At 28.0% G+C, this 13,727-nt stretch carries 9 protein-coding genes, 1 CRISPR repeat array and 1 riboswitch; of the genes, 3 read left to right on the top strand and 6 right to left on the bottom strand.

All coding sequences use genetic code 11. The features are described from left to right. From L3B98_RS18915 to L3B98_RS18900, 4 genes are all read right to left on the bottom strand, one after another. Positions 1 to 1,734, bottom strand: coding sequence for a hypothetical protein (locus L3B98_RS18915; RefSeq protein ID WP_238917854.1), 1,734 nt, complete (start codon positions 1,732 to 1,734; stop codon positions 1 to 3). Between the two features lie 336 nt (positions 1,735 to 2,070). Further along, on the bottom strand, positions 2,071 to 2,805 hold the full coding sequence (locus tag L3B98_RS18910; protein WP_238917853.1) for a DUF6602 domain-containing protein: 735 nt from the start codon (positions 2,803 to 2,805) through the stop codon (positions 2,071 to 2,073). 802 nt (positions 2,806 to 3,607) lie between these two features. Further along, entirely contained in the window at positions 3,608 to 5,290 is a 1,683-nt protein-coding gene (locus L3B98_RS18905; protein WP_238917852.1) for an AAA family ATPase, read from the bottom strand. An 841-nt stretch (positions 5,291 to 6,131) separates the two neighbouring features. After that, positions 6,132 to 8,297, bottom strand: a complete 2,166-nt coding sequence (locus L3B98_RS18900; RefSeq protein WP_238917851.1) for a YhgE/Pip domain-containing protein — start codon at positions 8,295 to 8,297, stop codon at positions 6,132 to 6,134. 147 nt (positions 8,298 to 8,444) lie between these two features. Between L3B98_RS18900 and L3B98_RS18895 the strand changes: the two genes are divergently transcribed. Beyond that, positions 8,445 to 8,735 (top strand): CatA-like O-acetyltransferase, encoded by a 291-nt coding sequence (locus L3B98_RS18895; RefSeq protein ID WP_343073696.1) that lies wholly within the window; start codon positions 8,445 to 8,447, stop codon positions 8,733 to 8,735. A 688-nt stretch (positions 8,736 to 9,423) separates the two neighbouring features. Continuing rightward, on the top strand, positions 9,424 to 9,663 hold the full coding sequence (locus L3B98_RS18890; RefSeq protein ID WP_238917850.1) for a hypothetical protein: 240 nt from the start codon (positions 9,424 to 9,426) through the stop codon (positions 9,661 to 9,663). 84 nt (positions 9,664 to 9,747) lie between these two features. On the opposite strand, the gene L3B98_RS18885 is transcribed toward L3B98_RS18890, so the two are convergent. Further along, positions 9,748 to 10,194 carry an HIT family protein gene (locus L3B98_RS18885; RefSeq protein WP_015390690.1) on the bottom strand — a complete coding sequence of 149 codons (447 nt, stop codon included), beginning with the start codon at positions 10,192 to 10,194 and terminating at the stop codon, positions 9,748 to 9,750. A gap of 455 nt (positions 10,195 to 10,649) precedes the next feature. Further along, positions 10,650 to 12,371, bottom strand: coding sequence for a methyl-accepting chemotaxis protein (locus tag L3B98_RS18880; RefSeq protein WP_238917849.1), 1,722 nt, complete (start codon positions 12,369 to 12,371; stop codon positions 10,650 to 10,652). 59 nt (positions 12,372 to 12,430) lie between these two features. Then, a riboswitch (cyclic di-GMP riboswitch) is annotated at positions 12,431 to 12,513 on the bottom strand. Positions 12,514 to 12,884: 371 nt separating this feature from the next. On the opposite strand from L3B98_RS18880, the gene L3B98_RS18875 reads away from it, so the two are divergent. Next, positions 12,885 to 13,217, top strand: coding sequence for an antibiotic biosynthesis monooxygenase family protein (locus L3B98_RS18875; RefSeq protein ID WP_238917848.1), 333 nt, complete (start codon positions 12,885 to 12,887; stop codon positions 13,215 to 13,217). Positions 13,218 to 13,374: 157 nt separating this feature from the next. Next, positions 13,375 to 13,664: direct repeats of the CRISPR family, unit length 30 nt; unit sequence ATTTAAATACATCTCATGTTGAAGTTAATC. Positions 13,665 to 13,727 lie beyond the last annotated feature (63 nt).

Below are 13,727 nucleotides of genomic sequence, written 5' to 3'. Positions count from 1 at the left end.
TTATTGCCCTCCTTTGCACCATTTAGATATCAGTATTAAATCATCCCAGTTTATTTGATATGGCAAGGCTCTTTCTTCTGAATTTCCATAAATACGCTTTATAAGCTGATCTATGCTTTCTTCCTTCTTTTTCTTGCTTTCTTGATAGTAATAAAATAAATTAAACTCATCTTCTATCATTGTTTTCTTAGCATAACTAATCTTATGAAACTGAGAATTTGCACTATTATTATCTGTAAGTTCTTTCAATACTTTTTTAAATTTTGAATTAGTCATTGGAAATAAACCTTTATCTCCAAAATTAATATGCATATTCCCTAAAATTTCAACTATATCAATACTGCCTTCTTTAATATTTTCACCTTTTTTAATAAGAGTTTTTGCACTTTTTAATTTCTGCTGAGCAATGCTAAATAAACTTGCTATTGGCGTGTTACTTTTAGAAATTACCACCCCTACAGACATAGTAATTTTATTATTAAAACCTTTATCAAATTTATCAATTATTTTTGTCGCTATATTAAAAGAATCTTTTGCTGGAACAATTATAAATATATCATCCCCACCTAAAGCTATAACTTCAAATTTTGCATCTTTTCCCATGGTTTCATTGATTGCTTCATATACTGAACGTTTTGTTATTTCATCAGTTTTTCTACTAAAATACATCATCTCAAAAACGTTCTGTATTTCCATAACTACTTTTCCCATGTTATTTCCATCACCATAAATGACAGCAATATCTTTTGAAATATCATCAATTGATTTAATATTATTTTCTTCAAGTTTTACAGACGTATATTCCTCAAATTCATCATTAAACATACTTTTTTCTTTTCCTGCAAAATGCTTTCTTAAGCAGGATGGACACGCTGCAACTGAGTTTTTACTTTCATCAATTAAATATTTAGCATCACGAATATCACATAATTCGCAAACTACTCCACTATCTCTTAATTCTTCAGCTTCTTTGTATTTACCAAAGTTAATATTTTCTCCTTTTATTTTGACAACACCTAGTACATTATCTGGATTTATATTGTATAATTTAACCTTTGTTCTCTCTTCTAATTTCTCATTTAGCTTATTTGTTATATGTTTAAAATCAAAAGCAAATTCATGTAGTGAAACAGTAATACTTTCAAAGGCATTCATAGCAGTTAATGAAATATCTCTAAACTTTTTTTCAAGATGCTCACATACTTTCTGACCTTCTCCACCTGAAACAACAATGAATATATTTCCACCACCACAATATATTATGTTTTTTTCTGAATATCCTTGTATCAATAACTCTTCTTTAACAACATCATTATTTAAATAGTCAATTAATACACTTCCACCTCGAATAGTTTTTAAATTATTGTTTTCTAAGAAATATTTTTTTATTTTATAAATTGATCCTTTAACCACATCAATTTTAATATCACGTGCCCACTCAAATTTTTCTTTCTCTTTATCGATTTCTGAAGAATTTAAATAAATTGCCCTTAAAAAGTCTTTTACCTCATCACTGTTATAGTCCTTAAAACGTTGTTCTATTTCATTAATTTCTAAAGTTTCATTTTTAAGCTTTGATATTATGTAATACATTTTCTCAACATCATATTCAGCTGGAACAAGTTCCTCTTTATTTGCCTTATACATCCATCTCTTTTCTTCCGCTTTTCTTAATAAGCTAGTATCTTCAGAAGGATATAATTGACTTTTGTATTCTCTTTTATCTTCATTCATAAATTTTCCCCACCTTAACACATATAAAATATTCCATTCTATATTTTCTAAATCTTACATCTTTAAATACCTTTTCAAAATGCACTTATCCATCAATAACAGTTTCTTCATCTTCATTAAAATAATAAACTGTTGGTGTATTATTCAATGTCCCCAAAAACACAAATAATTTTTAGACACAACATGCTTTATTTTTCAATAATATTATTCTCTTTACCTATATATCCTTATAATACCTTATTTTACCTATAAAAACAACAAAAATACCATTAGTGTTTTATTACAATAATGGTATTAATATAATTAATAATATTTAATTTTCAGCCATTGAAATTATTATATTGAATCAAGTACTTGAGCATATGCTTCTATATCAATTGCTGGTATTGTTCCCAACTTCTGAAGTTCTATTAACAAAGTCAGGAAAAAGTAAATAAATGCTTCTTCTGAATTACTTTTTTTAACTTCTATGTCACTACCTGAATATTTAATGTTAAATGAACCTGACTGCAGTACACAACCCATATCAATTCTTTGGTCTTCAGAAAGATTTTTTATGCACTTAACGAAACTCTCCCCTAATGGGTCAACCCATGTACTTGAAAGCGTTAAAATTCCAGCTAATATCTTATTATGAGGTTTTGGTGGATAGCACCCTCCAGCATGCGGAATAGGCACTGACGTCCTTTTAAGTCTTCTTACACTTTCAGCTTTATCCCCAGCATACTCTATATATTCCTTATTAAACTCTTGTTTAACTTCAAAAACTGTATAAACACTTTCCGCTGGAATATATATTGCTGAATCTTGATTTAATACAAACGGACAATACTGTTGATCATAAATAACTACATCTATTTGATCACTAATATTATTTTCACAGTCAATTACACACGCTTTATCAACGCAATATCTCTTAGGAAGATATGTTTTCAGCCATTCAATCCAATTTAGTTCAGATGCATCCCCTTTTATACCAGGATGTAAAATATTTATTCTGTTAGTTGTTAATCTTGAATTCATTTGATTTTGTAAATTATAAAAAAGAGTTTTTAAATTAGGATTCCCCATACTTACCTCCTACTACCATAGCATATTTTGCAAATTACCTTGTATTCATTTAAGATTGATAAGAAATATTTAGGTACCATTATTTTATTTCTACCCTCAAAATCAACTGCCTAAACATAATAATCCATCCTTATAATTGTTTATTCCCTTTTATTACAGAAATAATATATTAAAAGAAATTTTATCAGTATTTAAACTATTAGTGTTAATCAATTTAAATCCAGATGTAGGTCTAACCCCAGAGGAATTTAAATACATCTTATGTTGAAGTTAATCATCTATCTCTTTCGGCTTGAATTCCTGCTGCACTACCATTTAAATACATCTAATGTTAAAGTTAATCAAGAGTTTGTCTTGTAGATATGGATATTGATTATGGATTTAAATACATCCCATGTTGAAGTTAATCCAAATAGTATTACGGCTTGATCCAATAATTCCAACATTTAAATACATCCCATGTTAAAGTTAATTTTGATGACAATGGCGAATTAGATATGTGGTTATTTGAATTTAAATACATCCTATGTTAAAGTTAATCTTAATAATGATGTGTCATATATAAAGCTTTGTCCTAGATTTAAATACATCCCATGTTGAAGTTAATCCCATATCAAAATAGCCATTCCCTAAAATCAATAATACCATCCATCTCTCTTATAATCAACTTCCGCACAAAAATTTACCAGCCGTTTATGAATTTTAACTACCACTTAAAAAATTCTTCTTAATGCCTTATTTTTACTGACTTTCGTTTATTTTTACCATACTTATAGCTGAGATAAAATTTAGGAATGGAAAATTAACCTTCTTTCTTGATAACAAAACAATCTTTCCTATAAAAGCTTATTCCATACTTTAAAATATTTTTATAGCCTTCACTTCTAAGTTCTGAATCATATCCTTTTACCTCTATCTGTTTTATAGCTTCTTCTGCCTTAACTTCTAGTTCATCTATATTCTTCGCCACTTTTAATTCAATAACTATTGCAATACCTCTAAGAGAAACTGATTTTATGAATAAGTCACTTCTTCCTGATCCACCTTCTCTATTTGATTTTACTATATAATCATGCATATTAGCTAAAGTACCAGTTAGAAAACCATGGTAGAAGTTTTCATAAGCATCATTGAAGCTTATGGTTTCTATTAATAATTTTCCAAGTTCAGCTTCAAAAACATCAGCATCTCCAGCTATTACTGCACTATACATTTTGCTTAAATCTCTAGCTTTCACTTTGTCATAGAACCATTTTAAAATTTTTGTTCTAAATATATATTTTATCTCTTCATTCGGAATCTCTAGTGTTACATACTTTTGATTTGTTTCACTCATTCTTTCACTAATTTTTTTAAAGTATCCCGTGAAAAACATAAAATTCCACAGATTATCAAGACTATCGTAGATTTCATCATAAGTTATATCTTCATGAACTGGCTTTTCAATTGTCTTTCCTTCTATTAATAATTCAATTTCCTCTTTAGCTGCCGTGTCTGACCTTTCAATTAAACTTTTAACTATACTATTTGAACTTGTATTTGCCCAATATGATGTAGGTAATACATTTTTATTTTTATACAAATCTTTAACAAACTTCACAACACTCCATGGATTGTAAACCTGTACCTTACCAAAAATATAACCATTATACCAATTTTTAATTAATTCCTCTTTTTCCTCAAGTTCATAATCATTAAGCATTTTTCTTACTTCATTTTGAGTAAATCCAAAATATTCATCATAATATTCGTTTAAGATTGATATAATATCCAAATTGTTTAATCCTGTAAAAATACTTTCTCTTGAAATTCGTAAACATCCTGTTATAACAGCAAATTCTAAAGACGAGTTTGTCTTTAACGCTGATTCAAACAATGATCTTATGAATTTGACCATTCTATCATAAAATCCTTCAAAAAATGCATTTTCAAGAGGAACATCATATTCATCTATAAGTATTATTACTTTCTTTTCATGATACTTTTCCAAGCAGTTGGATAAAAATTGCATCGCCTTTACATAATCTGAATCCTTTGCTTTCTTGTTCATGATATTTAAAAAATTTTCTTTTTCATTATCTAATAATTTATCATTTTCTAATATATAAATATGTCTTGTATATTCCTTACTAATTTCATCAATTATACATTCATATGCCATTTGAAAGGTTGGCTGCTTAGCAGATTTTAAAGACAAATTAATCACAGGATATTTTCCCATATGTGACGTATAATGATCTCCTGCCTTCATTATATTTAAATTCTCAAATAAATAAGAATTATCCTTATTACTATTCTCAAAAAAATACTGAAGCATACTCATATTTAAAGTTTTACCAAAACGTCTTGGTCTTGTAAATAAATTAACTGCTGCTTTATTATCTAATAAATCTTTTATGAACAAAGTTTTATCTACAAAATAATACCCTCTAGTAATTAGCATTTCAAAATTATCTATTCCTATTGGTAATGGCTTAAAATCCATATTGTCACTTCCATTTCATGCAAATATTCTATCTCATTCCATATCAATATAAGTTGCTTCTCATTGCTAATATTATATCCTATAAACTATTTTTAATAAACATATGACTTTATGATAAACCTTAATTTTACTAATAATCATCAATACATGCTACCTTAATTAAAATAAGCAATTGATAAAAAATCAAATACATTTTATCGATTGCTCTCTTGTCAGCATACACTTATTTTCCAGTATTATACTCTTAAAATTCAAATACATCTTATGTTGAAGTTAATCAAACTTACATATGTTCATCTATGACTATGAAAGAAAATTTAAATACATCTCATGTTAAAGTTAATCTTTATGAAGATATGAATTTAAAAAATGTTACTTTATTTAAATACATCTCATGTTAAAATTAATCACATTTTATAAACTTTTTACGAATGATAAAACAGAATTTAAATACATCTAATGTTAAAGTTAATCAATATAATCGAGGCTATGAAAATGCCTATAGGTACATTTAAATACATCTCATGTTAAAGTTAATTCATAGCAAAATAGCCATTCCTTAAAATCAATAATACCATCCATCCCACTTAGAATCAACTTTTCCATAGAAATTTCCAGCTGTTTTATGGATTTTAGCTGCCATTCAAAAAGTTCTTCTTAATGCCTTATTTTCACTGACTTTCATTATAATTTCTCTTGCTTTATGGCTGGTATAAAATTGCTGAAGTTAATTATCCTAAATACTTTTTTTCCAATTATGTAACAATAGTAAAATGTACCTACATTCTGCAAGCACCTCTTATAAAATTTATATATAATAATATGATATTTAAACATGTATTTATTCTCCAACTAATCCACTTTCTCGCATCTTATTAACGAACTTTTCAGATTTTTTATTCACCTTTTCCTTTAGAAAAATAGCAATTATTATTGAAATAAAAAAATATATAGATAAAATTCCTATATTGTAATATAAAGAACTCCAAATAATTCCTCCTTCAGCCTCTCTCATTCCTCCTATAGCATACGTAAAAGGCAGCATTGGACTTATATTTTGAAAAAATTTAGGTGTGAGCTGTATTGGAAAGGTTCCTCCTGAGGCAGAAACTTGAAGCACCATTATAATCAAAGCTAAGGCCTTGCCTACATTTCCAAATACAGATACCAGTGTATAGATAATCATGATAAATACCAGGCCTACATATATGGAAAATATTAACAACATCGCTGGATTTACCGTATAAGTTTTAATGAAAAAAAGATTTCCTAAAATAATGATAATAGTTTGAAGCACTGAGAGCGTAGCAAGAGTTAAAAATCTCCCAAAAAACATTTTTGTTGCTCCTAAATTTTTAACCTTCTCAAATGGCTCTACATACACTGATAATATAGAAAGTAATGTAAATCCTCCCACCCAAATAGCAAGAGTGCTGTAAAATGGAGCCATAGCTGACCCATAATTGGGGATAGGAAATACTCTATTTTGCACTAACTCAATTGGATCTGCTAAAAAGCTGCTTACGTTTTTTGTATTCTTCTGCAAAAAAGTCGCAAGCTCATTGAATTTTTCATCATCATTCAAATTTTTAAGCTTTTCCGTATTAGCATGAATACTCTCCTCAATCTGTGGAAATTTATCTTTAATACTTTTAATATGTTCTTCTCCTAAAGCAGTCCCAATGTCAGCATCTTTTAGTAAATTATTTATTAAAGGCATAGTATTTTTTTCACTTTCTAAAAGTCCTAACGAATTATTTGCCATGTCTGTAGTATTATTTACCAACCTACTAATTTGTGGAGAAATAGTGTTATCAAAATTTCCTATTGAATCATCCATAAACTGAGATATTTTATCTATATTTTGTATTACATAAGCTACTGCATCAGAAGAATTTTTACTACCGTTACTTAGAGTCTTTATAAGATTATCTATATTTAATTTATTTTGTACTAGTTGATCTCTAATATTCTGCATTTTGTTTATGAAACTTGAAAGTAAATCACTATGTAAAATATCATTTATAGATTGAAGTATATTTATATCATTATTAATAACAGATATTGCGTTTTCCACATTAGCATCAGCTGCCTTTAAAGCCTCCTGCGCTCCTTTAGCATCTGTATCTACAGAATTCTTAAAGCTGTTAAGGTTGTCTTTTGCTCCATTTACATTAGCTTTTATCCCAGCTAAATCAGATTTGATATATGGAGAGATATTTTTTATGGTACTATTGAATTTAGTAAAAAAATCATTACTAGCTTTAATAACATTTTGAGCATTATCTAGAGAATTTGTTATATTGTATATATTTCCTTGAATATTTTTTATAAAATTATTCATATTTACAGCCCCATTATAAGCATTGTTTATGCTTTCTCCAATTTGGGGAAGATTAGTATCTATATCACTTACCACATTTATAAAATTCTCCAACTGAGGTTTAATCTGCTCTAACTCAGTACCATAGGCATTCATATAGTTAAGTATTGTGTTACTTACCTCTTCAGTAACAGACTTGGTTATTTCACTTTGTAAGCTGGTTAGTCCGCTTTTTGTAATCTTTGGCGCAATGGCATTAATTTTTTCGTTAACAGAATAAATTAGTTTAGCTCTATTAGGTTCACCATTTGCTGCAACAGAAAGAAGGCTGCTTGAAAAATCTTCTGGTATGGTTATACTTGCATAATATTTACCATATCTCACTCCATTTTCTGCTTCATTTTGTTCAACAAATGTCCAGCCAATGCTTTGATTATCTTTTAATTTATCTATTACTTCCTTACCTACATTAATTTCCATATTTTTAATTTCAGCACCTTTATCATTGTTTACAGTTGCCACTAACAGACCTTTGGTATTACCATATGGGTCCCAAGAAGCTATTATATTAATCCAAGCATATAAGGCTGGAACTAAAAGTAATCCCACTATTATAATCATGAGAGGAGTATTTGCTATTATTTTTTTTATATCCCTCGTATAGATTTTAAATATTATACTCATAAACTTTTATATCCCCCTTTCTTTAATTTTATATAAATATATAAGTTTTATTAATTAACAGTAAACACTATAAATAAAATGATTCTTATTTATATTTTCCATTAAAGAATTAAATGATTCATAATCAAGTTAAAGTAAAAGAAATGGATAATTGAGGCTACTAAGGCAGCTTCAAACCAAAAGGAGTACTTTACAGGTCCATTAGGTAATGATATATTTCAATTTTCACCTTTACCATGGATATCTTATACACATATTTCACATACTAATTCTGGTAAAAAGGATAATGCCACACCATTATTTGATTGGGGAAAATATTCCGAGAAAGATGGAAAAATGATGCTTCCATTTTCCATACAAGCACATCATTCATTTGTCGATGGAATACATATCGGAAAGTTAGCAGATCTATTACAGACTTATTTGAATGAATATTAACTATAAATTAAATAAGTTACTAAATTGTAAACAACAATTTTTAATATCACAATATTCAGAATAATATATGAATATCGTGATATTTTTTATTACAAAATAATAGGACGTACTAACTATTGGGATTTAAATACATCTAATGTTAAAGTTAATCTGTTGGATTAGGAAATGGATTTGCACCAGTACCAACATTTAAATACATCCCATGTTAAAGTTGTTCAGAAATGAAACTGGATGCTTATATTTTCAAATGGAATTTAAATACATCTCATGTTGAAGTTAATCTTACAAGTGCCTACGGAACTACTACCGAAAGTGTGGATTTAAATACATCTAATGTTTGAGTTAATCATTGTATGTACAAACATTGACTTAGAAATAATACTATTTAAATACATCTATTGTTGAAGTTAATCCATAGCAAAATAGCCATTCCTTAAAATCAATAATATCATCCATCCCGCTTAGAATCAACTTTTTCATAGAAATTTACCAGCTGTTTTATGAATTTTAGCTACCACTCAAAAAGTTCTTCTTGATGCCTTATTTTTAGCGACTTTCAAGAAATTTTTCTTGTTTTACAGCTGGGATAAAATTTAGGAATATTGAATTGTAAAACCACTAAAAAATGTTCTTTGAAAATTGAATAAGTGTTATAATTAATGCAATTATAGTTCTTGGGGGGATAGGCATGATTCCATTCATAATAGTTTTCACTATTACTATTTTAAGTATGATGTATATAAGTAGATTAATAGAATTTAAATTTAAATATGAAAAAAATTCTATATTGAAAACAATACATATAATTGCTTATATAATAGTATTTATTCCTTTATTAATTGTGGCATACTTAGTCACAGAAGGTAACCTGATAGAAATAGGAATATTAACTATAACTATATTTCTATATTTAAGCTTTAAAAAATAGAATTAGTTCAAAGTTTAATTTTATTGTATATTCGCTTATTACCCCTCTTAAAGCCATTTCTACAATTCTTTTTTCGATTAATACTTATCTTGAAAGTAGACGTACAATTTCATTTTTAATCTTCTCTTTCATTTCTTCTCTCTGCTCCTCATTCGGTCTTGTAGATTCATCAAACAATTCCTCATTTGACAATTGATATACTGAGCTAACTATAGGAGTATCACCTTTCACTCTCGGATATAAATGCCAATGTATATGAGAACATCCATTTCCAAGTAGTTCATAATTCATCTTATCAGGCTTAAATATATTAGAAACAGCCTCTGCTACTATAGACATTTCTTCAAGATGTTTTATTTTAAAAGAATGTTCTAAGTTGTGTAATTCAGGACCATGCTCTTTACAATTGAAAACCGTATAACCCTTGAACCTCTGGAACCATCCTAAAATTACATATCCTGTTTCAAGTTCCATAATAAAATATGGGTCATCTTTAATATTTTTTTGCTTTTCACACATTTTACAACTCATTCTGTAACCTCCTACATAAAATATTAAGTATCTTCAGTTCCCACCTAACTACTATTATTTCTTAGATTATAATTTCACACAACTCTTATCTTAACATATTTTACAAAATATCACATACATTATATATACTCCTCCCATTATTATGTAGCTCATTTGTATTTGGAATATGCTATAGTCCTTCTTCTAGTATTTAAATTAATCAAAATGAAAATTAATGCAGCTCTGATTGCAGATTCATTTAAATACATCAAAATGTTATTATTAATCGAAAATACTAATTAAAATAAAATTAAATTAAAAAAGCCTAGTAGTAATCAATTCAAATTCATTACTACTAGACTTCCAAAACAATTTCTTTTTTCACTATTCAATTTTTAATAATGTTGTTTTCTACGGCATCCTCACTTGACTTTATAATTTAAATTTCTAAATAATTATAAACAAGCTACCATAAATTATATTTTAAATTTAGTTATAATACTTCCTAAATCTTCAGACATCTGAGATAAAATTTTACTAGATGAAGCTATTTCCTCAACAGATGCTAATTGTTCTTCTGCTGCTGCTGATACTGTTTGTGTTTCATCTGCTATTTTCATACTTATGTTTTGAATATTATTCACTGAAGTAACTGATGCTTTAGTTCCAACACTTATTTCATTGATGGACTTTGATATTTCGTGAATTTGTTCAGATATTGCTATTATCATTTGAAGTATTTCACGGAAACTTGTTCCTGCAACATTTACAACCATTGCTCCTGTATCAACCTCTTTTGAGTTTTCATTCATAACTGAAACTGCACTGTTAGTTTTATTTTGAACATCGTTAATAATTTTGGCTATTTCTTTAGTGGCTTCTTGTGACTGTTCTGCTAATTTTCTAATTTCATCTGCTACTACACTGAAGCCTTTCCCTGCTTCCCCTGCTCTTGCAGATTCTATAGCTGCATTTAATGCAAGTAGGTTGGTTTGTTCTGAAATACCTTCAATTGTATCAATAATTTGCCCAATCTTTACTGACTTTTCTTCAAGCTCACTAATAATTATTGACGTTTCATTAGTCTTTCTCTCTATTATTTCCATTTGATTAATAGCTTTTTCTACTGCTTCTTCACCAGCATTTGCAGAAGTTTGAGCATTATCCGTTAATGTTGAAACTGATTTTGTATTTTCAGATACTACATTTATTTTATCAGATATATTTTCAACTACTTTAGTAGTACTATTAGCAAATGCGAGTTGATCATCTGCACCATTCGCCATAGTAGTCACAGCAGTAGCAACAAGATTTGATGCATCTGCTGATTGTTCAGCACTTGCAGTTAATTCTTCTGAAGATGATACTAATTGTTTTGATGTATCTCCTAATTGCTTAACTAATTCTCTGATATTATTTGTCATCTTATCTAAAGCATTTGATACTATACCAAACTCACTTTTATCTTCAAGATTCTCTGGTTTTATCTTTAATGAAAAATCACCTTTGGATAAAGCACCTATAAATATTACAAAATCATTTAATCTCTTAGTAATACGTTTTGTTATAAGTACACCTAATACAATTATGAAAATTGATGCTGTAATAACTATAATTAAAAACGTTACTACTGCAATCTTAAAATTTAATTTATCTGTATTATTTATTTCTTCAGCAATTTGTCTATTATGTTCACCAAGTTCAACTAAACTATTCATGAAAGCTTGTACATATGTATCAACATTTCTTCCATAATACTCATATGCTTCCTGATTTTTATTTTCTTTAGCTAAACTAATAACAATTTTTCTACCTTCTCTATACTTTGATAAGTTATCTTCTATTTCTTTTATTTTACTTGTTTCAAATGAATCCAACTTTAAACTTTTATACTGATTCATATAATTATTAAATTGTTCAGCACGATTATCAATATCTTTAATCAAACTCTCATTTTCTGCATTGTCCGTTGTTACCATAAGTCTATAGATATCAGCTGTAACAGCTCTTGCATGTACTCTAGATTCGCTCAACCATTCACTCGATAATAACCTTTCATTATACATAGAATCAACACTTTTACTGGATGATAGTAAAAAGTAATATCCGGTTATGCCTACTGCAAATAACCCTATTAAAGAACATATTATAAGTAATGTTAATTTTCTACCTACCTTTAAATTATTAAGCCATCTCATTTTTTACTCTCCCATCCTTATACTTAAAATTTCAAAAAAACCCGCCAACAATTAATAACTTAATTGTTGGCGGGTTGCACCACTAACTACGAATTCTTAAGGTGCCCAAATAAAAGAACTCATCATCGTTTCCAACTTTTCATGACATTATATCACAAAATATTATAATATTCACTATATAAATATTATATCACCTACATATACAAATGTACACTTATTCTACTATTGATAAGGTGTTCAGTTAAACTTATTTTTATCTTGAAAATAACAATCAAAATATATTCATTACCTTAAATCACATGATCAACTTGATTTTAAACTATGTCCTGTATAAATGCACTGTGGCTTTTTCAAATGGAAGTGCCTAAACCTTATATTGGTAAAAATATGCTTAAATTAGCAGTTTGATGTAATAAATAATAAATATGTTCTTTGAAAACTGAATAATGAGATATTTTATAAATATGTTATAATTTATTATATACATTATAACTTGAAGAAGGAGTGAATATAGTGAGTATCACTGTAAATTTATACTATACAGGAATAAACGGAAATGCCAGAAAATTTGCAGAAGAAATGGAAAACAGCGGTACTGCTACCGCCATCCGTAACGAAGATGGAAATGAAAAATATGAATATTTCTTTCCGATGAATGATCCTGAAACAGTTTTACTTATCGATAGTTGGAGAGATCAGAATGCAATTGACGCCCATCATGCTTCACCAATGATGACAACTATTGCACATTTAAGAAACAAGTATGATCTGCACATGAAGGTTGAGCGATATGTTTCCGATGCTGTAGGTGTTCCTTCTTCAGATATAAAATTCATCAGGGAATAATTACAGAAATTTCAGCTTGTTCTATGAATCAGCAAGAACTTTGAATTTATAGATTATATAAAATTTAATAACTGATTTAAAAATTACATTATTCAACTAAAAAATGAATAGGGTGATTTTTTGCGTAATACTAGAATAACTTGTACTAACTAGTTAGATTTACATACATCTAATGTTGAAGTTAATCCAATATCATATAACATTTCTTGTATTGATTCTCTATTTAAATACATCTCATGTTGAAGTTAATCGTAAGCACTGATTATAATCTTATTGCAAGTGGGATATTTAAATACATCTCATGTTGAAGTTAATCGGAAAAAGTACAAGCTTAAGAGAGTTTGAAGCAGAATTTAAATACATCTCATGTTGAAGTTAATCAATATGCCTGTAATGCCCAATAATCTAGTTTCTATTATTTAAATACATCTCATGTTGAAGTTAATCTATAGCAAAATAGCCATTCCTTAAAATAAATAATACCATTCATCCCTCTTAGAATCAACTTCC

Origin of the sequence: Clostridium sp. YIM B02555 (assembly GCF_022320955.1) — a bacterium.
GTDB classification, from domain to species: domain Bacteria; phylum Bacillota; class Clostridia; order Clostridiales; family Clostridiaceae; genus Clostridium; species Clostridium saccharoperbutylacetonicum.
Note: the sequence above shows the minus strand (reverse complement) of the source record. Positions and strands in the feature narration are given on the sequence as shown.

Coding starts and splice junctions, on each gene's coding strand:
- L3B98_RS18915 (WP_238917854.1), bottom strand. CDS start 1,734: ATGAATGAAGATAAAAGAGAATACAAAAGTCAATTATATCCTTCTGAA.
- L3B98_RS18910 (WP_238917853.1), bottom strand. CDS start 2,805: ATGGGGAATCCTAATTTAAAAACTCTTTTTTATAATTTACAAAATCAA.
- L3B98_RS18905 (WP_238917852.1), bottom strand. CDS start 5,290: ATGGATTTTAAGCCATTACCAATAGGAATAGATAATTTTGAAATGCTA.
- L3B98_RS18900 (WP_238917851.1), bottom strand. CDS start 8,297: ATGAGTATAATATTTAAAATCTATACGAGGGATATAAAAAAAATAATA.
- L3B98_RS18890 (WP_238917850.1), top strand. CDS start 9,424: ATGATTCCATTCATAATAGTTTTCACTATTACTATTTTAAGTATGATG.
- L3B98_RS18885 (WP_015390690.1), bottom strand. CDS start 10,194: ATGAGTTGTAAAATGTGTGAAAAGCAAAAAAATATTAAAGATGACCCA.
- L3B98_RS18880 (WP_238917849.1), bottom strand. CDS start 12,371: ATGAGATGGCTTAATAATTTAAAGGTAGGTAGAAAATTAACATTACTT.